Origin of the sequence: Hydrogenophaga sp. (genome assembly GCF_026125785.1) — a bacterium.
GTDB lineage: Bacteria > Pseudomonadota > Gammaproteobacteria > Burkholderiales > Burkholderiaceae_C > Hydrogenophaga.
This window is the reverse complement of record NZ_JAHCKL010000012.1, coordinates 73,044-96,227: the sequence shown is the minus strand read 5'-3', so window position 1 is coordinate 96,227 and position 23,184 is coordinate 73,044. Positions and strand designations below refer to the sequence as shown.

The 23,184-nt window shown below is 65.6% G+C and carries 26 protein-coding genes and 1 riboswitch; of the genes, 23 read left to right on the top strand and 3 right to left on the bottom strand.

The genetic code is table 11. The features are described from left to right. Nucleotides 1-85: 85 nt before the first annotated feature. The 22 genes from KIT53_RS12945 (at nt 86) to KIT53_RS12840 (ending at nt 19,416) form a co-directional block, all read left to right on the top strand. Nucleotides 86-3,964, top strand: coding sequence for an FAD/FMN-binding oxidoreductase (locus tag KIT53_RS12945; protein WP_297753056.1), 3,879 nt, complete (start codon nt 86-88; stop codon nt 3,962-3,964). A gap of 72 nt (nt 3,965-4,036) precedes the next feature. Beyond that, nucleotides 4,037-4,450 carry a DUF971 domain-containing protein gene (locus KIT53_RS12940; RefSeq protein WP_297753054.1) on the top strand — a complete coding sequence of 138 codons (414 nt, stop codon included), beginning with the start codon at nt 4,037-4,039 and terminating at the stop codon, nt 4,448-4,450. A 20-nt stretch (nt 4,451-4,470) separates the two neighbouring features. After that, nucleotides 4,471-5,202: a bifunctional demethylmenaquinone methyltransferase/2-methoxy-6-polyprenyl-1,4-benzoquinol methylase UbiE gene (ubiE, locus tag KIT53_RS12935; RefSeq protein WP_297753052.1), complete on the top strand. Its 732-nt coding sequence runs from the start codon at nt 4,471-4,473 to the stop codon at nt 5,200-5,202. 50 nt (nt 5,203-5,252) lie between these two features. After that, nucleotides 5,253-6,251, top strand: coding sequence for a TIM44-like domain-containing protein (locus KIT53_RS12930; protein ID WP_297753050.1), 999 nt, complete (start codon nt 5,253-5,255; stop codon nt 6,249-6,251). A 22-nt stretch (nt 6,252-6,273) separates the two neighbouring features. Continuing rightward, nucleotides 6,274-6,891: a hypothetical protein gene (locus tag KIT53_RS12925; protein ID WP_297753048.1), complete on the top strand. Its 618-nt coding sequence runs from the start codon at nt 6,274-6,276 to the stop codon at nt 6,889-6,891. Next, nucleotides 6,888-8,453 (top strand): ubiquinone biosynthesis regulatory protein kinase UbiB, encoded by a 1,566-nt coding sequence (gene ubiB, locus KIT53_RS12920; protein WP_297753046.1) that lies wholly within the window; start codon nt 6,888-6,890, stop codon nt 8,451-8,453. Before KIT53_RS12925 ends, ubiB begins: the two co-directional genes overlap by 4 nt. Before the next feature lie 138 nt (nt 8,454-8,591). Further along, the gene (locus KIT53_RS12915; RefSeq protein ID WP_297753093.1) at nt 8,592-8,930 is read left to right on the top strand and encodes an FmdB family zinc ribbon protein; all 339 of its coding nucleotides are present in this window, start codon (nt 8,592-8,594) and stop codon (nt 8,928-8,930) included. An 18-nt stretch (nt 8,931-8,948) separates the two neighbouring features. Continuing rightward, nucleotides 8,949-9,632, top strand: coding sequence for a DUF502 domain-containing protein (locus tag KIT53_RS12910; RefSeq protein WP_297753044.1), 684 nt, complete (start codon nt 8,949-8,951; stop codon nt 9,630-9,632). A 49-nt stretch (nt 9,633-9,681) separates the two neighbouring features. Next, nucleotides 9,682-11,487: an aspartate--tRNA ligase gene (gene aspS / locus KIT53_RS12905; RefSeq protein WP_297753042.1), complete on the top strand. Its 1,806-nt coding sequence runs from the start codon at nt 9,682-9,684 to the stop codon at nt 11,485-11,487. 130 nt (nt 11,488-11,617) lie between these two features. After that, complete coding sequence (locus KIT53_RS12900; protein ID WP_297753040.1) at nt 11,618-11,938, top strand: DUF883 family protein; 321 nt, start codon at nt 11,618-11,620, stop codon at nt 11,936-11,938. Between the two features lie 15 nt (nt 11,939-11,953). Further along, nucleotides 11,954-12,340: a phage holin family protein gene (locus tag KIT53_RS12895; RefSeq protein ID WP_297753038.1), complete on the top strand. Its 387-nt coding sequence runs from the start codon at nt 11,954-11,956 to the stop codon at nt 12,338-12,340. Further along, the gene (locus KIT53_RS12890) at nt 12,337-12,639 is read left to right on the top strand and encodes a YqjK family protein (protein WP_297753035.1); all 303 of its coding nucleotides are present in this window, start codon (nt 12,337-12,339) and stop codon (nt 12,637-12,639) included. Before KIT53_RS12895 ends, KIT53_RS12890 begins: the two co-directional genes overlap by 4 nt. A gap of 7 nt (nt 12,640-12,646) precedes the next feature. After that, entirely contained in the window at nt 12,647-13,114 is a 468-nt protein-coding gene (nudB, locus tag KIT53_RS12885; RefSeq protein WP_297753033.1) for a dihydroneopterin triphosphate diphosphatase, read from the top strand. Nucleotides 13,115-13,131: 17 nt separating this feature from the next. Beyond that, a complete protein-coding gene (locus tag KIT53_RS12880) occupies nt 13,132-13,860 on the top strand; it encodes an endonuclease/exonuclease/phosphatase family protein (protein ID WP_297753031.1) in 729 nt (242 codons plus the stop codon). Beyond that, a complete protein-coding gene (clsB, locus tag KIT53_RS12875) occupies nt 13,857-15,173 on the top strand; it encodes a cardiolipin synthase ClsB (RefSeq protein ID WP_297753006.1) in 1,317 nt (438 codons plus the stop codon). The genes KIT53_RS12880 and clsB overlap by 4 nt, the downstream gene beginning before the upstream one ends. 89 nt (nt 15,174-15,262) lie before the next feature. Then, nucleotides 15,263-15,967 carry a GTP cyclohydrolase I gene (folE, locus tag KIT53_RS12870; RefSeq protein ID WP_297753004.1) on the top strand — a complete coding sequence of 235 codons (705 nt, stop codon included), beginning with the start codon at nt 15,263-15,265 and terminating at the stop codon, nt 15,965-15,967. 35 nt (nt 15,968-16,002) lie between these two features. Then, nucleotides 16,003-16,425: a BLUF domain-containing protein gene (locus KIT53_RS12865; protein WP_297753002.1), complete on the top strand. Its 423-nt coding sequence runs from the start codon at nt 16,003-16,005 to the stop codon at nt 16,423-16,425. 6 nt (nt 16,426-16,431) lie between these two features. Beyond that, nucleotides 16,432-17,265 carry a DUF429 domain-containing protein gene (locus tag KIT53_RS12860; RefSeq protein ID WP_297753000.1) on the top strand — a complete coding sequence of 278 codons (834 nt, stop codon included), beginning with the start codon at nt 16,432-16,434 and terminating at the stop codon, nt 17,263-17,265. Nucleotides 17,266-17,341: 76 nt separating this feature from the next. Continuing rightward, a riboswitch (FMN riboswitch) is annotated at nt 17,342-17,530 on the top strand. An 85-nt stretch (nt 17,531-17,615) separates the two neighbouring features. Next, nucleotides 17,616-18,119, top strand: a complete 504-nt coding sequence (locus tag KIT53_RS12855; RefSeq protein ID WP_297752998.1) for a 6,7-dimethyl-8-ribityllumazine synthase — start codon at nt 17,616-17,618, stop codon at nt 18,117-18,119. Nucleotides 18,120-18,201: 82 nt separating this feature from the next. Beyond that, on the top strand, nt 18,202-18,606 hold the full coding sequence (locus tag KIT53_RS12850; RefSeq protein ID WP_297752996.1) for a hypothetical protein: 405 nt from the start codon (nt 18,202-18,204) through the stop codon (nt 18,604-18,606). Between the two features lie 67 nt (nt 18,607-18,673). Next, nucleotides 18,674-18,895 (top strand): hypothetical protein, encoded by a 222-nt coding sequence (locus tag KIT53_RS12845; protein ID WP_297752994.1) that lies wholly within the window; start codon nt 18,674-18,676, stop codon nt 18,893-18,895. 62 nt (nt 18,896-18,957) lie between these two features. After that, on the top strand, nt 18,958-19,416 hold the full coding sequence (locus KIT53_RS12840) for a thermonuclease family protein (protein WP_297752992.1): 459 nt from the start codon (nt 18,958-18,960) through the stop codon (nt 19,414-19,416). A gap of 7 nt (nt 19,417-19,423) precedes the next feature. Here KIT53_RS12840 and KIT53_RS12835 read toward each other — a convergent pair whose 3' ends face one another. The 3 genes from KIT53_RS12835 to gpmA all read right to left on the bottom strand — a co-directional run bounded on the left by KIT53_RS12835 (nt 19,424) and on the right by gpmA (nt 22,593). Then, entirely contained in the window at nt 19,424-20,176 is a 753-nt protein-coding gene (locus tag KIT53_RS12835) for a HesA/MoeB/ThiF family protein (RefSeq protein ID WP_297752990.1), read from the bottom strand. A 49-nt stretch (nt 20,177-20,225) separates the two neighbouring features. After that, nucleotides 20,226-21,701 (bottom strand): S41 family peptidase, encoded by a 1,476-nt coding sequence (locus KIT53_RS12830; RefSeq protein ID WP_297752988.1) that lies wholly within the window; start codon nt 21,699-21,701, stop codon nt 20,226-20,228. 148 nt (nt 21,702-21,849) lie between these two features. Continuing rightward, on the bottom strand, nt 21,850-22,593 hold the full coding sequence (gene gpmA, locus KIT53_RS12825) for a 2,3-diphosphoglycerate-dependent phosphoglycerate mutase (RefSeq protein ID WP_297752986.1): 744 nt from the start codon (nt 22,591-22,593) through the stop codon (nt 21,850-21,852). Nucleotides 22,594-22,745: 152 nt separating this feature from the next. Between gpmA and KIT53_RS12820 the strand changes: the two genes are divergently transcribed. Further along, a complete protein-coding gene (locus KIT53_RS12820; protein WP_297752983.1) occupies nt 22,746-23,156 on the top strand; it encodes a rhodanese-like domain-containing protein in 411 nt (136 codons plus the stop codon). The last annotated feature ends 28 nt before the right edge of the window (nt 23,157-23,184 follow it).

Here is a 23,184-nt window from a genome sequence, read left to right as displayed (position 1 = left end):
GGGGTTTCCATGAGGGGGGTGGGTGTATGTTGCGCTGCGGTACCATCCTGGGTTCGTCGCTGTCATGCTGGCGACTCCGATACCAATGAACGCACCCACTCCGCTTTCGCTGCTCGCCAACACCACCGACGATGCGCCGCGTCTGCGCGAGATCCCCTACAACTACACCTCCTTCTCGGATCGTGAAATCGTCCTGCGGTTGCTGGGCGAGCGCGCCTGGGCGCTGCTGGACAGCCTGCGCGGCGAGCGCCGCACCGGCCGCTCCGCGCGCATGCTGTACGAGGTGCTGGGTGATATCTGGGTGGTGCAGCGCAACCCTTACCTGCAGGACGATCTGCTCGACAGCCCGAAGCGGCGCCAGCAACTGGTGGACGCCTTGCACCACCGCCTGGCCGAGGTGCAGAAGCGGCGCACGCCGGACGACGACAGCGCTCGTGATGCCCTGGTGGCAGAACTGCTGACGTCGGCCCGCGAGGCCGTCAATCGGTTCGCCCAGTCCTTCGAGGATGTGGCGGCCTTGCGCCAGCGGGCCAACAAGGTTCTGCGCCGGCTCACCGCGCGGGACAACATCAAGTTCGACGGGCTTTCGCGCGTTTCTCACGTAACGGATGCCACCGACTGGCGCATCGAGTACCCCTTCGTCGTGCTGACGCCCGATACCGAGGCGGAGATGGCTTTGCTCGTCAAAGGCTGCTTCGAACTGGGTTTGACCATCATCCCCCGTGGGGGCGGCACCGGCTACACCGGTGGTGCCATTCCTCTGACCTGGAAGAGCGCGGTGATCAACACCGAGAAGCTGGAGGCCATGACCGAGCTCGAGTGGGTGCGCGTGCCAGGCCACGACCAGCCACTGCCCACCATCTGGACCGAAGCCGGCGTGGTCACCCAGCGTGTGGCGGACGCCGCCGAGCGGGCCGGCCACGTTTTCGCGGTCGATCCCACCAGTGCCGAGGCTTCCTGCATTGGCGGCAACATCGCCATGAACGCCGGTGGCAAGAAGGCGGTGCTCTGGGGCACGGCCCTGGACAATCTGGTGAGCTGGCGCATGGTCACGCCCGAAGCACAGTGGCTGGAGGTGACCAGGCTGGACCACAACCTGGGCAAGATCCACGATGCAGAGGTGGCTACTTTCGAGTTGAAGTACTTCGAAGCCAACGGCAAGACGCCGGTGCGCACCGAACAGCTGGCCATCCCGGGCCGGACCTTCCGCAAGGAAGGTCTGGGCAAGGATGTCACCGACAAGTTCCTCAGCGGCCTGCCTGGCATCCAGAAGGAAGGCTGTGACGGCCTGATCACGAGCGCGCGGTGGCTGGTGCACCGCATGCCACAGCATGTGCGTACGGTGTGCCTGGAGTTTTTTGGCAACCCGAAGGACTGCGTGCCCTCCATCGTCGACATCAAGGACTTCATGTTCGGCGAGATGAAGCGCGATGGTGGGGCCATCCTGGCCGGGCTGGAGCACCTGGATGACCGGTATCTCAAGGCGGTGGGCTATGCCACCAAGAGCAAGCGCGGCTCGCTGCCCAAGATGGTGCTGATCGGCGACATCGTTGGGGACGACGCTGATGCGGTGGCGCGCGCGGCCAGTGAAGTGATTCGCCTGGCCAACTCGCGCAGCGGCGAGGGCTTCATCGCCATCAGCCCCGAAGCCCGCAAGAAGTTCTGGCTGGACCGCAAGCGCACCGCCGCCATCAGCAAGCACACCAACGCCTTCAAGATCAACGAAGACGTGGTGATTCCGCTGCCGCGCATGGGTGAGTACACCGAGGGCATCGAGCGCATCAACATCGAACTGTCCCTGCGCAACAAGCTCAAGCTGTGCGAGGCCTTGGAGGGCTTCTTCACCCGCGGCAACCTGCCACTGGGCCGCAGCGACGACGCCAGCGACATACCCAGCGCCGAACTGCTGGAGGACCGCGTGCAGCAGGCATTGGCCCTGGTGCGCAGCGTGCGCGCCCAATGGGCCAACTGGCTTGGCGATGTGGACGCCCTGTTTCCGCAGCTGCAGGACCACAGTCTGCGGGCGAGCTGGAAGACGCAGATCCGTGCACCACTGCAGCAGATATTTGCCGGTGCGGCCTTCGGGCCGCTGCTGGCCGAGTGCAATGCCATCCATCAGCGCGTGCTCAAAGGGCGCGTGTGGGTGGCGCTGCACATGCATGCCGGCGACGGCAACGTCCACACCAATATCCCGGTCAACAGCGACGACTACGAGATGCTGCAGACCGCGCATGAAGCGGTGGCGCGCATCATGGTGCTGGCACGCCGTCTCGATGGGGTGATCTCCGGCGAGCATGGCATCGGCATCACCAAGCTGGAGTTTCTGACCGACGAGGAACTCCGGCCCTTTGCCGAATACAAGCGCCGGGTGGATCCCGAAGGGCGCTTCAACAAGGGCAAGCTGCTGCGCGAAGACCTGCCGGGGGATGCCAACCTGCGCAGCGCCGACCTGTCGAACGCCTACACGCCCAGTTTCGGCCTGATGGGGCACGAGTCGCTGATCATGCAGCAGAGCGACATCGGCGCCATCGCCGACAGCGTCAAGGACTGTCTGCGTTGCGGCAAGTGCAAACCGGTGTGCGCCACGCACGTGCCGCGCGCCAACCTGCTCTACTCGCCGCGCAACAAGATCCTCGCCACCTCGCTGCTGGTCGAGGCCTTCCTCTACGAAGAGCAGACGCGGCGTGGCGTGAGCATCAAGCACTGGGAGGAGTTCGAAGACGTGGCCGACCACTGTACGGTTTGCCACAAGTGCCTCTCGCCGTGCCCGGTCAAGATTGATTTCGGCGACGTGACCATGAACATGCGCAATCTGTTGCGCAAGATGGGGCAGAAAAGCGTGCGCCCCGGCAATGCCGCCGCCATGTTCTTCCTGAACGCCACCCATCCCGAAACCATCAAGCTCATGCGCGCGGCCATGGTGGGCGTCGGCTTCAAGGCGCAGCGCCTGGCGAACGACCTGTTCAAGCGGCTGGCGCGCAAGCAAACCAGTGCGCCGCCCGCCACGCTGGGCGTGGCTCCGGTGAAAGAGCAGGTGATCCACTTCATCAACAAGAAGATGCCGGGGGGCTTGCCCAAGAAGACGGCGCGTGCGTTGCTGGACATCGAAGACAAGGACTACGTGCCCATCATCCGCAACCCGGTGGCGACCACGGCCGAGACCGAGGCGGTGTTCTACTTCCCGGGGTGTGGTTCGGAGCGCCTGTTCAGCCAGGTCGGCCTGGCCACGCAGGCCATGCTCTGGCATGCCGGCGTACAGACCGTGCTGCCGCCGGGCTATCTGTGCTGTGGCTACCCGCAGCGGGGCAGCGGCCAGTTCGACAAGGCGGAGAAGATCATCACCGATAACCGGGTGCTCTTCCACCGCGTGGCCAATACGCTCAACTACCTCGACATCAAGACTGTGGTGGTGAGCTGCGGTACCTGCTACGACCAGCTCCAGGGCTACGAATTCGACAAGATCTTCCCCGGTTGCCGCATCGTTGACATCCACGAGTTCCTGCTGGAGAAGGGCATCCGCCTGTCCGAAGGCCAGGGAGGTTACCTCTACCACGACCCCTGCCACACGCCCATGAAGCTGCAGGAGCCCATGAAGACGGTCAAGGCGCTTGTCGGCCCCAACGTCATCGAGAGCAAGCGCTGCTGCGGCGAGTCCGGCACGCTGGGCGTGACCCGTCCCGATGTATCGACCCAGATCCGTTTCCGCAAGGAAGAAGAAATTCGCCAGGGTGAGGCAGCTCTGCGCAGCGCAGGGACGGTGGGTGCGAAGGACAACGTGAAGATCCTCACGTCGTGCCCGAGCTGCCTGCAGGGCCTCTCGCGCTACACCGATGACTTGCAGAACGGCCTGCTTGAGGCCGACTACATCGTGGTGGAAATGGCGCGCCAGATCCTGGGCGAGCAGTGGCTGCCAGAGTACGTGGCCCGGGCCAACCAGGGCGGCATCGAACGCGTGCTGGTCTGAGGTGGCGCGGCAAGCGCTGGGCCCGTGGGGCCCCGCAGACCTGATACGCTCAATGCTTGCGGAGACACTGCCATGGCCGGACTCGACAAAGACACCCCCACACCCCTTTCCATCACGCTGCACCAGCAGTCTCGTTTGCTGGAGATCGGTTTCTCGGACGGCAGCGAGTTCCGCATTCCGTTCGAGCTTCTGAGGGTGTATTCACCCTCGGCGGAGGTGCAGGGCCATGGTCCCGGCCAGGAGGTGCTGCAGACAGGCAAGCGGCACGTGGACATCCTGGATATTGCACCGGTAGGCAACTACGCGGTGCAGCCCCATTTCAGCGACGGACACACCTCGGGCATCTTCTCCTGGGACTATCTGCACCACCTTGGATCCCGGCAGGCCGCGTTGTGGGCGGAATACGCCGAGCGGCTGGCCGCGGCCGGCCTGGACCGCGATGCGCCCATGCCGGACAAGGGCGCAGGTGCCTGCGCACACCATTAGGAAGGAAGGGAAGCACCACCATGGCCTCGACCCATTTCGGTTTCAAGTCCGTCGACGAGAGGGAGAAGGCCCAGCGCGTGCGCTCCGTGTTCGACTCGGTAGCCCCCCGCTACGACGTGATGAACGATCTCATGTCGGCTGGCCTGCACCGCCTCTGGAAGCGCTACACCATCACGGTTGCCAACCCCAGGCCGGGCGACCAGGTCCTGGACATCGCAGGAGGGACGGGCGACCTGTCGCTGGCCTTCGCCCGCAAGGTCGGGCCCACGGGGCGTGTGGTGCATACCGACATCAACGAAGCCATGCTGCGCGAGGGCCGTACGCGCCTGCTTGACGAGGGGGTGATCCTGCCGACCCTGGTGTGCGACGCCGAGCGGCTGCCTTTCCCGGACGCTTCCTTTGACTTGGTCTCGGTGGCGTTTGGCCTGCGCAACATGACGCACAAGGAACTTGCGTTGCGCGAGATGTATCGCACGCTCAAGCCAGGCGGCAAGCTGCTGGTGCTGGAGTTTTCCCGGGTGGCCAAGCCTCTGGAAAAGGCTTATGACTGGTATTCGTTCAACGTCCTGCCCAAGCTGGGGGCGCTGGTCGCCAACGACGAAGCCAGTTACCGCTACCTTGCGGAGTCCATCCGCATGCACCCGGACCAGGAGACGTTGCGGCAGATGATGCGCCAGGCGGGTTTTGGTCACGTGGATGTGCACAACCTCACGGCAGGCGTGGTGGCGTTGCACGTGGGGATCAGGTGTTGAGTGGATGATGTTTTCTGGATCGCTGTTCGTAATTTGAAGGGGGCAAACGCATGAACAAGTTGTGGTCGATGGTGTTGGTGTGCGCGATGGCGCTGGCAACGCAGGACGTATGGGCCAAGCGCATGGGCGGTGGGCTGTCCATCGGCAAGCAGTCGGGCAATGTGACCCAGCGCAGCGCGACACCGCCTGCCCAGCAGTCGCAGGCTGCGCCTCAGGCGCCGGCGCAAAACAATGCGGCCGCCCGTCCGGCGGCCAACAATCCGGCCGCCGCCGCGGCACCCAAACGCCCCTGGGGTGCCATGCTCGGCGGCCTGGCCGCCGGCCTGGGCCTGGCCTGGCTGGCTTCGGCACTCGGCTTCGGCGAGGCATTTGCCCAGTTCTTGCTGATCGCGCTGCTGGCGGTGGTCGTGATGGTGGTGATCGGCATGGTCATGCGTCGTCGCGCCCCGGCGTCGCAAGGCTTGGCCTACCAGGGGGCAACCCAGAGCGGCCATTCCCAGTTTGACCCGGCCATGCCGCGCAGCTACCAGCCCCAGAACGTGGGCAATGACGCCTCGGCCCGTCCCTGGGAGCGCAGCGGCCCGGCAGACCTGGACAACCGCAACGTGCACGCCGGCGGCTCGATGATCGGTTCCGCCCTGCAGGGCAGCCAATCCTGGGGTGTGCCCAAGGGCTTTGACGTGGAAGGGTTCCTGCAGGCATCGAAGAGCAATTTCGTCAACCTGCAGGACGCCTGGGATCGCTCAGATATTCCCAGCCTGCGCGCGATGATGACCGATGACATGCTTGAGCAGATCCGCAGCCAGTTGGCCGAGCGCGAGCGGTCGAGCGCGGGTGCGCACAACAAGACCGAGGTCGTCATGCTGGATGCCCAGCTCCTGGGCATCGAAGAGCAGGACAGCGAGTACATGGCCAGCGTGGAATTCTCAGGGCTGATCCGCGAGGACGTGTCCGCTGGCCCCAATCCTTTCCGCGAGGTCTGGAACATCACGCGGCCCAAGAACGGCCCCGGGGGCTGGCTGGTCGCTGGGGTGCAGGCGCTCCAGTAAGAGGTGTCAGAATCGGGTGGTCATGAACCCTGAACCACCCGTTCCTCCATCTGGCTCCGGCACCGCGTCGAACCCGAGTTTTCTGCAGTCTCTGCTGAGCGCCGTGCGGCCTCCCGAGTGGGTGGTCGATGAATTGCAGAACCGGCTGGTGCTGTTCCTCAACCATGTGCTCATGCAGGAGCCCGCTGCTCAGGAGCGACTGCGTCGCCAGAAGGGCAAGCCGGTGCGGTTGCGCTGGGGCGACATTCACCTGACACTGGCACCGACCGCCGCAGGCCTGCTGGAGCGTTGCGCCTCGCAAACACTTCCCGAACTCAGTGTCACCCTGACCCAGGGCTCGCCGCTGGCCCTGGCGCAGACCGTGCTGGCGGGAGATCGCCCGGGGGTGGATATCCAGGGGGATGTGCAACTCGCCGCCGAGGTCGCCTGGCTGGTGGACAACGTGCGGTGGGACGTCGAAGAAGACCTGTCGCGCCTGCTGGGCGATGCGCCGGCCCACGCCATCGCCCGCTTCGCCCGTGCCGGGGCTCAGGCGGTGAAGTCTTTTGCAGCCCGCAGGCCCAGTGGATTCCCGTCACGGCCGTCGGAGCGTCCTGACGCACCCGCTGGCACCGAACGTACCGACGGTTCCTCCGCATGACCCGCTTGTTCCGCGGCGCCTTCATCGTCTGGGTGGTGTTGCGCTATGGGCTCGACGAGCTCGTGCTCTCGAGCTTCCAGCGCCCCGGTTTGCGCCTGCTCACGCGCATCGTATCCATGGGGCGCAATCTGAATGCGCCGCGCGGCGAGCGCTTGCGGGAGGCGCTGGAGCGCCTCGGTCCTATCTTCGTCAAGTTTGGCCAGGTGCTCTCGACGCGCCGCGATCTGCTGCCGGCCGACATCGCCGATGAGCTGGCTCGCCTTCAGGACCGGGTACCGCCGTTCCCGAGCGAGGTGGCGGTAGCCACCATCGAGCGGTCCTTTGGCAAGCCCATCTCGGAGCTGTTTTCCAGTTTTGAGCAGGTGCCCGTGGCCAGTGCCTCCATCGCCCAGGTGCATTTCGCCACGCTGCGCCATGGCGTCCATGAAGGGCGAGAGGTGGCGGTGAAGGTATTGCGACCCGCCATGCGGGCCGTGATCGACAAGGATCTGAGCCTCATGCGCATGATGGCGGGCTGGGTCGAGCGCCTGTCCGCCGACGGCAAGCGCCTCAAGCCCCGCGAGGTGGTGGCCGAGTTCGACAAGTACCTGCACGACGAACTCGACCTCTTGCGCGAGGCCGCCAATGCCGCGCAGTTGCGGCGCAACATGCAAGGACTGGACCTTGTGCTCATCCCCGAGGTGATCTGGGACTATTGCCACACCGACGTGATGGTGATGGAGCGCATGCATGGCGTGCCCATCAACCGTGTCGACGAGTTGCGCCGCCAGGGCGTGAATATCCCCAAGCTGGCGCGCGATGGCGTCACCATTTTCTTCACCCAGGTTTTTCGCGACGGTTTTTTCCATGCGGACATGCACCCGGGCAACATCCAGGTCAGCACCGCGCCTGACACGTTCGGGCGCTACATCTCGCTGGATTTCGGGATCGTTGGCACGCTGACCGAGTTCGACAAGGAGTACCTGGCGCAGAACTTCACGGCCTTCTTTCGGCGCGACTACAAGCGGGTGGCCGAGCTGCACATCGAGTCCGGCTGGGTGCCTCGGGAGACCCGGGTGGACGAGCTCGAGTCCGCCATCCGCGCTGTCTGTGAACCTTACTTCGACCGTCCGCTCAAGGAGATTTCGCTGGGCCTGGTGCTGATGCGCCTGTTCCAGACCTCGCGCCGTTTCCACGTGGAAATCCAGCCCCAGCTCGTGCTGCTGCAGAAAACGCTGCTCAACATCGAAGGCCTGGGCCGCGAACTGGACCCCGACCTCGACCTCTGGGCCACCGCCAAGCCCTTCCTCGAACGCTGGATGGTCGATCAGGTGGGGCCCGCCAAGCTGCTGGAGCGCCTGAAGGCGGAAGCGCCACAGTACGCCAAGTTGCTGCCGGCGCTGCCTCGCCTGCTGCATGACTACCTCCAGCACCGGCCTCAGGACCTGCGCGATGAGATACACCAGTTGATGGCTGAACAGCGGCGCACCAACCGGCTGCTGCAGGGCCTGATCTACGGAGGCATTGGCTTCGTGCTCGGTTTGCTGGCCATGCAGTTCCTGCTGCGCGTGCAGATCTGGTGAGGCCGACGCCCGGCGTGTCGCCGGGTGGGCCTCAATTTATAATGACGGGTTTTGTTCCCGGCCCTGCGCCGGGACGGCTGGCGCCGGCAGGCGCCTCGCATGTCCTTTCCAGACACCCACCTTCAACCGGTTCACGTCATGCCCATCTATGCCTACAAGTGCGAGTCCTGTGGCCATGCCAAGGACGTGTTGCAGAAAATCTCCGACGCCCCGCTGAGCGTCTGTCCGGCCTGCGGGCAGCCCAGCTTTCGCAAGCAGGTGACCGCCGCCGGCTTCCAGCTCAAGGGGTCTGGCTGGTATGTCACGGATTTTCGCGAGGGCCAGAAAGCGGCTTCTGCCGCAGGCAGCCCGACACCCGCGCCGGAAGCGGCCAAACCCTCGACGGACGCGGCGGCGGCTCCGGCTGCCGCTCCTGCTGCATCCCCTGCGGCTCCGCCAGCCGCCAGCGCTCCGGCACCCTCTTCGACCGGCAACTGAACCCAGCGGCCGCGTCCCATGCCCTCATTTCGCAAGTGGCTGCTTTCGGGCCTGCTGGTGCTGGTGCCCCTGATCATCACGATCTGGGTGCTGGAGTGGGTGGTGAGCACGCTCGACAGCACGCTCACCATCCTGCCGCGCAGCTGGCAGCCCGACCAGTGGCTGGGTGTGCACATCCCTGGGCTGGGCGTGGTGTTCGCGCTGGTGGTGGTGCTGACCATCGGCGCGCTCGCTTCCAACATCATCGGCAACAAGCTGGTGCACTGGTGGCATGCCTTGCTGCACCGCATCCCGGTGGTGCGCTCCATCTACTCCGGCGTCAAGCAGGTCTCGGACACGCTGTTCTCCGACAAGGGCAATGCCTTTCGCAAGGCATTGCTGGTGCAGTGGCCGCACGATGGCATGTGGACCATTGCCTTTCTCACGGGCGCGCCCGCTGGCGACGTGCTTCAGCACCTGCAGGCGCAGCCGGGGGGGATCAGCGAGCAGGACGAATTCGTGAGTGTCTACGTTCCCACCACGCCCAATCCCACGGGTGGCTATTTCGTGATGCTGCGCAGGAGTGCCTGCGTGGAACTGCAGATGAGCGTGGACGAAGCGCTCACCTACGTCGTCTCCATGGGGGTGATCGTGCCGGGCGGGCCGAAGAACCCCAGTTTCAAGGGGGCCGCCGGCGAGGACCAGCGGCCTTCCACATCCTGATGCTTCCCGGCGGGCCCGGCCTGCCAATCTGTTGAAAGTCGAAACCAAAATGGCCATGCGTTCCCACTATTGCGGTCTGGTGACCGAAGCCCTGCTGGGTGAAACCGTCAAGCTCTGCGGCTGGGTGAATCGCCGGCGCGACCATGGCGGGGTGATCTTCATCGACCTGCGTGACCGCGAAGGCTATGTGCAGGTGGTCTGCGATCCCGATCGCGCCGAGATGTTCAAGACCGCCGAGGACGTGCGCAACGAGTTTTGCGTGCAGGTCACGGGCCTCGTGCGTGCCCGTCCGGAGGGAACCACCAACGACAAGCTCAAGAGCGGCCAGATCGAGGTGTTGTGCCAGGAACTGCAGGTGCTCAACCCCTCGGTCACCCCACCGTTCCAACTGGACGATGAGAACCTCTCGGAGACCACGCGCCTGACCCACCGGGTGCTGGATCTGCGGCGCCCCGCCATGCAGCACAACATGATGCTGCGCTACAAGACCGCCATTCAGGTGCGCAACTTCCTGGACAAGGAAGGCTTTGTCGACATCGAGACCCCCATGCTGGGCAAGAGCACGCCCGAAGGCGCGCGCGACTACCTGGTGCCCAGCCGCGTGCACGATGGCCAGTTCTACGCGCTGCCGCAGTCGCCCCAGCTTTACAAGCAGATGCTGATGGTGGCGGGCTACGACCGCTACTACCAGATCACCAAGTGCTTCCGCGACGAGGACCTGCGCGCCGACCGCCAGCCGGAGTTCACCCAGATCGACTGCGAGACGTCGTTCCTGAACGAAGAGGAGATCCGCGCGATCTTCGAGCGCATGATCACCGAGGTCTTCCAGACGCAACTGGGTGTGGACCTGGGGCAGTTCCCGCTCATGACCTACCAGGAAGCCGCCTACCGCTTCGGGTCCGACAAGCCCGACCTGCGCGTCAAGCTGGAGTTCACCGAACTCACCGATGCCATGCGGGACGTGGACTTCAAGGTGTTCTCGGTACCGGCCACCACCCCCGGTGGCCGTGTCGTGGCGCTGCGTGTGCCGGGTGGCAGTGCCATCAGCCGCGGCGAGATCGACCAGTACACCGAGTTCGTCAAGATCTACGGCGCCAAGGGCCTGGCCTGGATCAAGGTCAACGAGGTGGCCAAGGGGCGCGATGGCCTGCAGTCGCCCATCGTGAAGAACCTGCACGACGCCGCGATCGCTGAAATCCTCAAGCGCACGGGAGCTCAAGACGGTGACCTGCTGTTCTTTGGCGCAGACAAGACCAAGATCGTCAACGATGCCATAGGGGCCTTGCGTCTCAAGGTCGGCCGCAGCGAATTCGGCAAGGCGGCGGGCCTGTTCGAGAACCGCTGGGCGCCGTTGTGGGTGGTGGACTTCCCCATGTTCGAGCACGACGAGGAGGAGGACCGTTGGGTGGCGGTGCACCACCCCTTCACCAGCCCCAAGGATGGCCACGAGGAGCTCATGGTGACCGACCCGGGCCAATGCCTGGCCAAAGCCTACGACATGGTGCTCAACGGCTGGGAACTGGGCGGCGGCTCGGTGCGTATCCACCGCGCCGACGTGCAGAGCAAGGTGTTCTCTGCGCTGAAGATTTCGCCCGAAGACGCGCGTGCCAAGTTTGGCTACCTGCTCGATGCCCTGCAGTACGGCGCCCCCCCGCACGGAGGCTTGGCATTTGGCCTGGATCGGTTGATCACCCTCATGACCGGGGCCGAATCGATCCGCGACGTGATTGCCTTCCCCAAGACGCAGCGCGCCCAGGATCTGCTGACCCAGGCGCCCGGCCCGGTGGACGAGAAGCAGCTGCGCGAGCTGCATATCCGCCTGCGCAACCCGGCGGTGGCGGGCAAGGCGGCCTGAGGCCAAGGCCTGTTCTCCGAGGGCGCCGAAGGCGCCCTTTTTTGTTTCAAACCGTTTTGTGCGGTTATCTGGCGGTATTTTTCATCAATTGCCCGTCTTTGTTACGATGGACTTTTGAAAGGAGTCCCCCATGCCAAAGACCCGTCAAGACACCCTCGCCGACAAGGACAAGCTGGTGGCCGACCTTCAGCGCGTGATTGCAGACGCCGAAGAACTCATGCAGGCCACCGCCAACCAGACCGAGGGCAAGGTGGCCGAACTGCGTGACCGGATCAATGAAAACCTGCGCGAGGCCCGCCACCGTCTGGCCGATGCCGAAGCCGCGATCCGGGAAAAAACCCGCGAAGTGGCCCGCGCCACCGACGACTACGTTCACGAGCACCCATGGTCCGCTATCGGTGCGGCCGCCGGTGTTGGCCTGGTGATCGGGCTGTTGATCGGTCGCCGCTGATCCGACGTCGCTTCCATGGCAGGCCCCCCGCGCTTTTCGGCCTCTTTGCGAGGCCTCGCATCCACTGTGCTTGAGCTGCTCCAGGTTCGCCTGGAACTGCTCAGCATCGAGGCACAGGAGGAGGTGTTGCGCGTCGGTGCCTTGCTCGTGTACGGCGCCGTCGCGGTGGCTTTTCTCAGCATTGGCGTGGTGCTGCTGGCCATCCTGATCACGGTGATGCTCTGGGACACCCATCGCCTGCTGTCCTTGGCCATCTTCACGGGCCTCTTTCTGGGTCTCGGAGGGCTGGCCGCCTGGTTGGCGCGTGAGCGCGTTCGCTCGGGGACGCGCCTTTTCTCTGCCAGTGTCGAGGAACTCAAGCAGGACCGAGAGGCCCTGCGTGCTGGCGGGGGAGACGCATGAACCAGCGCGCGCGCCTGCTGGCCCGGCGGCGCGAACGCCTGCTGCAGCGCTCGACGCATCTGCGTGACCGGATGTCGGCCGAGCTGCAGGTGGTGCAGCCGGCCCTGTCCTGGGCGGATCGCCTGCAGGACGCGTGGTATTGGCTGCGCGCGCATCCGCTGGCGGCCGTGGCGGGCTCCGCAGCCTTGGCCGTATGGCGTCCGCGCCGCGCGATCAACCTGGGTCTGCGGGCTTGGTCGGCCTGGAAGCTGTGGCAGCGCATGCGGGCCGCGGCGGCGGGTGGGCAACCTCCCCGCTGAAGCGACCGTGAAGATTCCCCGATCGGTGCTGGTGGTGATCCATACACCGGCGCTGGAGGTGCTGCTCATCGAGCGCGCCGACGCGCCCGGCTTCTGGCAGTCGGTCACCGGCTCCAAGGACCACGAATCCGAGAGCTTTGAGGCGACCGCCGTGCGCGAAGTGCACGAGGAAACTGGCCTCGATGCCCGTGCCGCCGGCCACCTGCTGACGGATTGGGGTCTGGAAAACGTCTATGAAATCTACCCGCAGTGGCGCCACCGCTACGCGCCAGGGGTTGTCCACAACACCGAACACGTGTTCGGTCTGTGCATCCCTCATGCCGTTGCGGTGACCCTGAATCCGCGTGAACACCGCGACCAGATCTGGCTGCCCTGGATCGATGCGGTCGATCGGTGTTTTTCGCCCTCCAACGCAGAGGCCATCTCCTGGCTGCCGCGACTCTTCGCCCGTGCAGCCGTCGACCAGGCGCGTTGATGGCATCATTTGTGCCCATGAGCATCCTGCGTGTCGCCACGTACAACATCCACAAAGGTGTGCAGGGCCTGGGGCCCGCACGCCGGTTGGAAATACACAACCTGGCGCATGCGGTCGAGCAGTTCGACGCCGACATCGTCTGCTTGCAGGAGGTGCGCCGGCATCACCGCAAGCTGGAGAAGCAGTTCACCCGCTGGCCGGACCTGGACCAGGCGGGTTACCTCTCGCCCGAAGGCTACGAGTCGGTTTACCGCACGAATGCCATCACCCGGCACGGCGAGCACGGCAATGCCTTGCTCTCGCGCTGGCCGGTCATCGACAGCAAGCACTCCGATGTGTCGGACCACCGGTTCGAGCAGCGGGGCCTGCTGCACGTGCGCTTGTTCGTCGATGGGTCCGAGGTGCACGTGGTGGTGGTGCACCTGGGGCTGATCCAGGCCAGCCGGGAGCGGCAGGTGCAGCGGCTGGGCCAGTACATCGAGGTGGAGGTGCCCGAAGGCGCGCCCCTGATCGTGGCTGGCGACTTCAATGACTGGGGCGCTCAACTGCTCAAGCCCATGGCCCATCTGGGGCTGCGCACCTTCGAGGACATCCGGTTGCCGACCTATCCCTCGCGCCTGCCGCTGCTGCACCTGGACCGCATTTTCGTGCGCGGCCTGCGCAGAGTGTCGGCCCATGTGCCGCACGGCAAGGCCTGGACGCGCATGTCGGACCACCTGCCCCTGATTGCCGAACTGGAGCTATGAGCGCGCCTGCCCGCATGGTCAAGGCCTCGCGCACCACGGTCGGGATCCTGAGGCGGGGGCATCAACTGCTGCTGCTGCAGGGGGGGGCGGCGTTCTTCCCCGCATTGGTGGAGGCCATGGATGCGGCACGCCAGGTCATCCACGTCGAAACCTACATCTTCGAGTTCGCCGGTTCGGCTCTCACGGTGGCCGAGGCCATGGAGCGGGCCGCACGCCGGGGCGTGGTGGTGCGGCTGGTGGTGGACGGCGTGGGGACGCCCTCCGTGCCGGCGGAATGGCAGGAACGTTTTGCCCGGGCCGGCGTGACCCTGCAGATATATGCCCCCCTGGGCCGTCTGGGCCTGCTGCTGCCCAGCCGCTGGCGCCGCCTGCACCGCAAGCTCTGTGTGGTGGATGGCGTGGTGGGCTTCTGTGGCGGCATCAATTTCATCGATGACCAGGAAGACGTGGCGCTGGGCCATCTGTCCGCTCCCCGGCTGGACTTCTCGCTGCGCGTGGCTGGCCCTCTGGTGCAAGACATGGTGGACACCATGGAACAGCTCTGGTGGCGCTTGCGCGCTGCGCGCAAGGCCCGACAGCGGGAGTTCAAGGCTGCCTGGGAGGCCTTGCGCGAGTCCCGTCCGGTCGGTGATTTCTCCCGGTTGCTGCACAACATCGAAGCGCGTGCCGAAGCGGCCATGGGCCGTGGATCGGACCTGGATGAAGGCGATGCGCCCCCGTGGCCGCTGGGGGTGGACGATGCACGGGCCACGCTGCTGCTGCGCGACAACGTGAGCCACCGCCACGACATCGAACGCGCCTACCTCAAGGCCATCGGCACAGCCAGGGACGAGATTGTCATCGCCAACGCCTATTTCATCCCCGGTCGCAAGCTGCGCAAGGCCCTGATGCTGGCGGCTGCGCGTGGCGTGCGGGTGCGGCTGCTGCTGCAGGGCAGGTACGAGCACTTCCTGCAGTACCGCGCGGCGCGCCCTGTCTATCGGCGCCTTCTGGCCGCGGGTATCGAGATCCACGAATACGCACCCAGCGCGCTGCATGCCAAGGTGGCTGTCGTGGACCGCCGCTGGTCCACCGTGGGCTCGACCAATCTCGATCCCCTGTCCTTGTTGCTGGCGCGGGAAGCCAATGTGATGACCACCGACCAGCGTTTCTCAGACATGCTGCACAACTGCCTGGACGACATTCTCCAGCGCGCCGGGCAACAGGTGGATGCCCAGTCGCTGCTCGGCCGTCCCTGGTACCAGCGCCTGCTCGACAGGGTGGCCTTCGGCATCATGCGCACCACGCTGTTTGTCACTGGTCACCGCTACTGAGCAGGCGTTCGGCCTGGCTTTTCCCCTGGTGCCGCAGGCCTGCGGGGCAGGTGTTAGCATCCGCCATGCTCAGGAAAGCCGAATCCGACATGACCACCGCCGCCCCCCCAGACGACGACATCGGCGTGCCCGTTTCCGTCAAGATCCGCGAACGCGTTCTGGCCGCCCGCCGACGCTTTCACTCCAATGACAACATTGCCGAATTCATCCAGCCCGGCGAACTCGACCAACTGCTGGATGAGGTGACGGTCAAGATGCAGGGCGTGCTCGACGCCATGGTCATCGACACGGAGAATGACCACAACACCGCAGACACGGCGCGCCGCGTGGCCAAGATGTACCTCAAGGAGGTTTTCAACGGGCGCTATGTCACGGCTCCCACGGTCACCGAGTTCCCCAATGCCGAGCACCTCAACGAGCTCATGATCGTCGGACCGATCACGGTGCGAAGTGCCTGCAGCCACCACTTCTGCCCCGTCATCGGACGCATCTGGATCGGTGTGATGCCCAACGAGCACACCAACGTGATCGGACTGTCCAAGTACGCCCGCCTGGCCGAGTGGATCATGGGGCGTCCGCAGATCCAGGAGGAGGCGGTGGTGCAACTCGCCGACCTCATCCAGGAAAAGACCCAGCCGGACGGCCTGGCCATCGTGATGGAGGCCAGCCACTACTGCATGGCCTGGCGTGGCGTGAAGGACATGGACAGCAAGATGATCAATTCGGTCATGCGGGGCGTCTTTCTCAAGGACCCCAACCTTCGGCGAGAATTCCTCTCGCTGATCCCCCGCTGAGATTTCTCCCTTAATCACTCGCGAGAAGACCTTCCATGCTGGTACGCCTGCTCTATGTCAGCCGCGCGGTCGAAAAGGACGCCAAGGCCATCGAATCCATTCTGGAGGCGTCTCGCACGCACAACATGGGCAATGGCATCACCGGAGTGCTCTGCTACGGCGGCGGCGTGTTCCTGCAGGCCATCGAGGGAGGGCGTGGAGCGGTGAATACGCTCTACAACCACATCGTCGCCGATCCGCGTCACACGGCCGTGGAACTGCTTCACTACGAAGAGATCACCGAGCGCCGGTTCGGTGGCTGGACCATGGGTCAGGTCAATCTCTCCAAGATCAACACCTCCATCGTGCTGAAGTACTCGGAGCGCCCGGAATTCGACCCCTATGCGGTGTCCGGCAAGGTGTCGCTTGCCCTGCTCGAAGAACTGATGGCCACCGCCAGCATCATCGGGCGCGCCTGACCCGCCGTGTTCTGGACCCTGCTGGGCTGCGACTTCACCAGCGCACCGGGCCGTCGCAAACCCATCACCCTGGCCGTGGGCCGCGTGGACCGTGGTCGCGTGATGCTGGAAGCCCTGGAGCGCTTCGAGTCGCTGCCGGCCTGGACCGCCCGTCTTGCCGAGCCGGGGCGATGGGTGGGCGGCTTCGATCTGCCCTTCGGTCTGCCGCGCGAACTGGTCACGGCCCTGGGTTGGCCGACCACATGGGGCGACTGCATCGCGCACTACACCCGCCTCTCGCGTGAAACGATCCGGGACACCTTCGCGGCATTCTGCGATGCGCGGCCCGTTGGCAGCAAGTTTGCCCACCGCGCCACCGACGGACCCGCAGGCTCCAGCCCCAGCATGAAGTGGGTCAATCCGCCGGTCGCCTTCATGCTGCATGCGGGCGTGCCTGGCCTTCTGGCCGCGGGCGTCACCCTGCCTGGCCTGTCTCCGGGTGACGGCGCTCGGATAGCGCTGGAAGCCTACCCCGGCCTGCTCGCGCGCAGCGTACTGGGTGGCACGTCGTACAAGAGCGACGACCGGGCTCGCCAGACGCCGGACCGGCTGATTGCCCGCCGCGCGCTCATCCATGCGCTGGAGAACGGCGATGCGCCCTTGCTGGCGGCGAGTGGCCTGCGGCTCAAGCTCAGCCATGGTCAGCGCGATACGCTGGCCGACGATGCCAGCGGCGACAGCCTGGACGCCGTGCTTTGCCTGCTGCAGGCCGCGTGGGCACTTCGCCAACACGAGGCGGGTCACCCCCGCTGGGGATTGCCCACCTTCGACCCTCTTGAAGGCTGGATCGTGACGGCCTGATCTCGTGCATGGCCCCGTATGCCGCGCGGTCATGGGGTCACGCCTAGAATGGCGGCGTCCGGTCTGTGGCCGGACACAGCGTTCTCAGGGCGGGGTGAGATTCCCCACCGGCGGTGATGGCGGCGTGTGGACACGACCGCACGAGTGCCGCGAGCGCCCGCGGCCGGTTTGTCCGGATCGTGGGGTCAGCAGACCCGGTGAGATCCCGGGACCGACGGTAAGGTGCCTGGCAACAGGCCCAGAGTCCGGATGAAAGAGAGCGCGAGCCCGTGTCCCTCAGGCGTGCGCGCCTGCGGCTGGACGCGTGCTTGTGCGCCCTGATTTTTTGGCCCCCTCTGCAGAGGTTCACCATGAATCAGACCGAAAACCCTTCCTCCCTTCTTCCTTCCCTGCCGGGCGAGTTGCGCTTTGCATTCGTCGAAGCCTCCTGGCATGCCGACATCGTCCACCAGGCGCGCGACGCCTTCTTTGCCGAAATGGCGGGCGCCGGCTTCGACGCGGGTGCCATTGATGTTTTCGATGTGCCTGGCGCCTTCGAGATCCCGTTGCATGCGCAGCGGCTGGCGCGCTCGGGCCGCTACGCCGCGGTGGTCGGCAGCGCGCTGGTGGTCGACGGCGGCATCTACCGCCACGACTTCGTGGCGCAGACCGTGGTGCAGGCGCTCATGCAGGTGCAACTCGACACCGGTGTGCCGATGATCTCTGCGGTGCTCACACCCCATCACTTCCATGAGCATGCCGAACACCGCAAGTATTTCCTGCGCCACTTCGCGGTGAAGGGCACCGAGGCGGCCCAGGCCTGCCTACAGACCGTGGCGGGGTTGCGGCGGCTGGACGGCCTTCTGCAGGCCTGAGGTCGGCGCGCTCCCACCGATGGGGGTTCTGCGGCGGGTCGATTCTGCGTAAGCTGTGCCGGTACTTCATCAGGAGAGGCCCATGTTCCCCTGGCTGTTTTTCTGGGCTCCGCAGGTCCAGCTGCCTTTCAGCGGCGACGTTGCCCAGCGCATCGAACCCCAGACCCAGTGGTTCTTCGACGCCATCCCGGCTGGCGCGGGCGATGGCGAGGTCGAGCGCAAGGCCTTCGAGGTGGCATCCTATGGTCGCCAGCTCGGGCTGATCACCGAGCTGCTGCTCGATCTCGCCGAGCAGACGCCGCCGCGCACGAAGGCCGGTCGCGCCGCGCGGCAACGGCTGCAGGACATCCGGTCGCGCATCGAGGCGATCAAGGTCTCCGACACCGCCGCGCTGGTCGCCGAGGTGGAGGCGGCGCTGGAGCGTCTGCGTCGTCTGAATCTGGCCGATCACGAGGCGCTGCGCCAGCGCCTGGCCGCGCGCCGCTGAACCGTTTTGGTGCATCATCGGCTGTGGCGCCGCGTCGAAGCGCCGACATCACACAAGGGGCTTTTTCATGAACACTGCCAAGCTGGTTGGCGTCATCCTCATCGCGGCCGGCGTCATCGGCCTGGTCTATGGCAGCTTCAGCTACACCAAGGACACGCAGGCGCTGAAGCTCGGACCGGTTGAGGTGACGGTGAAGGAAAAGGAAACCATCAACGTACCGGTGTGGGCCGGCGTCGGCGCCATCGTGGTGGGCGGCGTGCTGCTGCTCATGGGAGGCCGCAAAGGCTGACCGCCTTGCGCTGCTCTTGGCTGCGTACCGCTGGGCTCGCGTTGCTGGGATGCGGCTGGCTCGTGCCGGCTGTGGCCCAGGCGCCTGACGAGGCCGTGTACGCCGCGCGCGTGAGCCGGGTGTTCGATGGCGACACCCTCTGGGTCCAGCCCCTGGAGGGCGGTCGCTACCGCAAGCTGCGCATCGACGGCATCGACGCGCCGGAGATCTGCCAGGAGGGTGGCCTGGCCGCTCGCGATGTCCTGGCGGCCCGCGTACTGCACCAGGTGGTCGAGGTGCGCGTGCGGCGCCATGACGACTACGGACGCGGCCTGGCGCGCCTGAGGCACCAGGGGGATGACATCGGTGGCTGGCTGGTGTCGCAAGGGGTGGCTTGGTCGTACCGCTGGGGACGCAGTCCGGGGCCGTATGGACGCGAAGAAGAGGCCGCGCGCCGGGCCCGCCTGGGCGTGGTGGCCGACACCTCCGCCGAGCAGCCGCGCGATTTCCGCCGACGCCACGGGCCCTGCGCGTGGCCCTGATCGCAGGTCAGGGACGGGAGGCGCACACCGCGCAATGGGGATTGCGCGGCAGCTCGATCTGCTGGAAGGCCATGTCACGCCCGTCGAGCATCAGCAACTGGCCACTCAGGCGTGAGCCCAGGCCGGTAAGCAGCTTGAGGGCTTCGGCAGCCTGCATGCTGCCGAGGATGCCCACCAGCGGCGCGAAAACGCCCATGGTGGCGCACAGGGCCTCTTCCAGACCGGCGTCCTCCGGAAATACGCAGGCGTAGCAAGGCCGCGCAGGGTCGCGCGTGTCGTAGACGCTGAGCTGCCCATCCATGCGGATGGCAGCGCCCGATACCAGCGGCCGGCCGTGCCTCACGCAGGCGCGGTTGATGGCGTGCCGAATGGCGAAATGGTCGGTGCAGTCCAGGACCACGTCGGCGGTCGGTACCAGCGCATCGAGCAACGCATCGTCGGCGCGCCGTACCAGCGGCGTGACCTGCACATCGGGGTTGAGGGCGGTGATCGCCTCGCGCACCGATTCAGCCTTGGGCTGGCCCACTCGGGCGAGGTTGTGGGCGATCTGCCGCTGAAGGTTCGTCTCATCCACCACATCGTGGTCCACCACGGTGATGCGGCCAACGCCGGCGCTGCCCAGATACAGCGCAACGGGTGACCCCAGGCCACCGGCGCCAATCACCAGCGCATGCGAGGCCAGCAGCTTCTCCTGCCCTTCGACACCCAGTTCGTCGAGCAGGATGTGGCGCGAATAGCGCAGGAGCTGGGCGTCGTCCAAGGCGGGCGTGCTCAAAGCAGGGCCCGGGGGCCGGGCCGCAGCGGAAGGATCAGTTTTCCTTCTTCTCTTCGGGGCGGACAACGAGCGACTTGCTGACCAGCACGGGCTGGCCCTTGAGCTGGTTGAGTGCCTGCTGCAACTGGAAATCCTTGTCGGAACCGAACTCGGGGACGAGGCGCTGTCCGGGGTTCTTGCGCGCTTCTTCCTCCACGCGCTTGCGGGCCGCCTCGCGTGCTTCCTCGCGCTGCTGTTCTTCGGCGCGGCGTGCGTCCGTCATGGGGGCGTTTTCGTTCTCCTTGCCGTTCATCAGGTGTTTCTGCAGGTCCGCTTCGCGGGTGCGCAAGGCTGAGAAGACGTTGCCATCGGGCGTTTCGTCGACCATCACGTCGGGCACGATGCCTTTGGCCTGGATGGAGTTGCCCGAAGGCGTGTAGTAGCGCGCAGTGGTCAGCTTCAGGCCGGTATCAGGGCCCAGCGGGCGCACGGTCTGAACGGAGCCTTTGCCAAACGTCTGGCTGCCCAGGATGGTGGCGCGCTTGTGGTCCTGCAGCGCGCCCGCCACGATTTCGCTGGCCGAGGCGGAGCCCTCGTTGACCAGAACCACGAGCGGCACGCGTTTGAGCGCGCCCTTGGTGTTTTCGGTCAACCGCTTGACGGGGTCGGTGCCGCCGCGGCGCAGGTAGTGCTGCGGAATGGCCTTGTAGACGAACTTGCTGTCCTCGAGCTGGCCGTTGGTGGACACCACGGTCACGTTCTCGGGCAGGAAGGCTGCGGAGAGTGCCACCGCTGCATCCAGCAGACCGCCCGGGTCGTTGCGCAGATCCAGCACCAGGCCCTTGAGTTGCGGTTCGGCCTTGTAGAGGTCTTCCACCTTGCGGGCGAAATCCTCAATGGTGCGTTCCTGGAACTGGGAGACGCGCACCCAGGCGTACCCTGGCTCGATCACTCGGGACTTCACGCTCTGGGTCTTGATCTCCTCGCGCGTGATGGTTACGGGGAAGGTGCGGTCCTCGTCCTTGCGGAAGATGGTCAGCAGAACCTTGGTGCGGGGCTCGCCGCGCATGAGCTTGACGGCCTCGTTGATCGTCAGGCCCTTGACCAGGGTGTCGTCGATCTTGGTGATCAGGTCGCCGGTCTTGAGCCCGGCCCGGAAGGCGGGTGAGTCCTCGATCGGGGAGACCACCTTGACCAAGCCATCCTCCATGGTGATCTCGATGCCCACGCCGACGAAGCGCCCACTGGTGCCCTCGCGGAATTCCTTGAATGACTTCTTGTCGAAGTATTGCGAGTGCGGGTCCAGGCTGGCGACCATGCCCGAAATCGCGTCGGAAATCAGCTTCTTCTCGTCAACTGGCTCGACATAGTCGGTCTTGACCATGCCGAACACCGCCGCGAGTTGCTGCAGTTCCTCCAGGGGCAGGGGTGCGAGCGTGCCGCGCGCGACCGCCTGCAACTGGACCGTGGTCAACGCGCCGGCCACCGCGCCAATGGCCACCCAGCCAGCAATCTTCAGCTTGTGACTCACCTGTTTTCCCATCGAAATACCTCAGAAAGACGCCCATGCGGGCCCGGCATGGCCCTGCCGGGCCAATATACACCTTGGAGGAGACGGGCGTGCTTCGGTTCCCCGGCCACGCATCGCGCCGCCGGCCCCGGCGTGACAGATCACCCGCTCAGGCCTTGCCCTGGGCTGCCACAGAGGCCGCCGCCCGCGCAGCCGCCTCGGCGTCGCCCAGGTAGTAGCGTTTCAAAGGCTTGAGGTCGGGGCCGAGCTCGTAGACCAGCGGAATGCCGTTGGGGATGTTCAGACCGACGATGTCCGAGTCGGAAATGCCGTCCAGGTACTTGACCAAGGCCCGAATGCTGTTGCCATGGGCCGCCACCACCACGCGCTTGCCTCCGAGGATGGCGGGCGCCATGGCCTCGTTCCAGAACGGGAGGACGCGTGCCACGGTGTCCTTGAGGCACTCGGTCAGCGGCACCTCCTCCGGCTTGAGACGGTCGTAGCGGCGATCGCCTCGTTCGCAACGGGGGTCGCCCGGCTCGAGAGCGGGTGGCGGTGTGTCGTAGCTGCGGCGCCAGACCAGCACCTGTTCATCGCCGTACTGGCGGGCCATGTCGGCTTTGTTCAACCCCTGGAGCGCACCGTAATGGCGCTCGTTGAGGCGCCAGCTGTGCACGACCGGCAGCCAGGTGCGGTCCATCTCGTCCAGCACGTGCCAGAGGGTGCGGGTGGCGCGCTTGAGGACGCTGGTGTAGGCGAGGTCGAAGTCATATCCCTCGGCCTTGAGCAGGCGACCGGCGGCGACGGCTTGGTTCAGACCGACCGGCGTGAGATCGACGTCCGTCCAGCCAGTGAAGCGGTTTTCAAGGTTCCAGGTGGATTCACCGTGGCGGATCAGCACGAGTTTGTACATGGGACGGGTGCGGAATTGAAGGAGGGTGGTCAAGGACGGGCGGACGACGCCCGGGGGCGGCCGGACGGTGTCCGGAAAGTTTGCGCGGGGACTGGCAGGGCAAGGCGCAGGCAAGCATTCTAAAATCCCTCGCTTACTCGAAAGGTGTCTCAGTGAGTTTCTTCATCGAAAACTGGATTCTTATCGCCGTGGCATTCACCGCCGGCGCCATGCTGGTGTGGCCGGCGGTGGCTGCTGGTGGTCGCGCCGGCACGCTCAATGCTGCGCAGGCGGTGCAACGCATGAACCACGACAAGGCGGTGGTGGTGGACGTCTGCGAGCCGGGCGAGTTCGCCGCCGGGCACGTCAAAGGCGCGAAGAACCTGCCGCTGGGCGAACTGGAAGCCAAGCTCCCGGGTGTCGTCAAGAACAAGGCGATGCCCATCGTCATGGTGTGCGCCAGCGGCGCACGGGCCAACCGTGCCGTGGCCATCGCCCGCAAACTCGGCTATGCGGACGCGCAATCCCTCTCGGGTGGCATGGGTGCCTGGCGGGCGGCCAACCTGCCGGTCGAAAAAGACTGATCATCTGCCGCTTCCCGGTTTGCAGGAT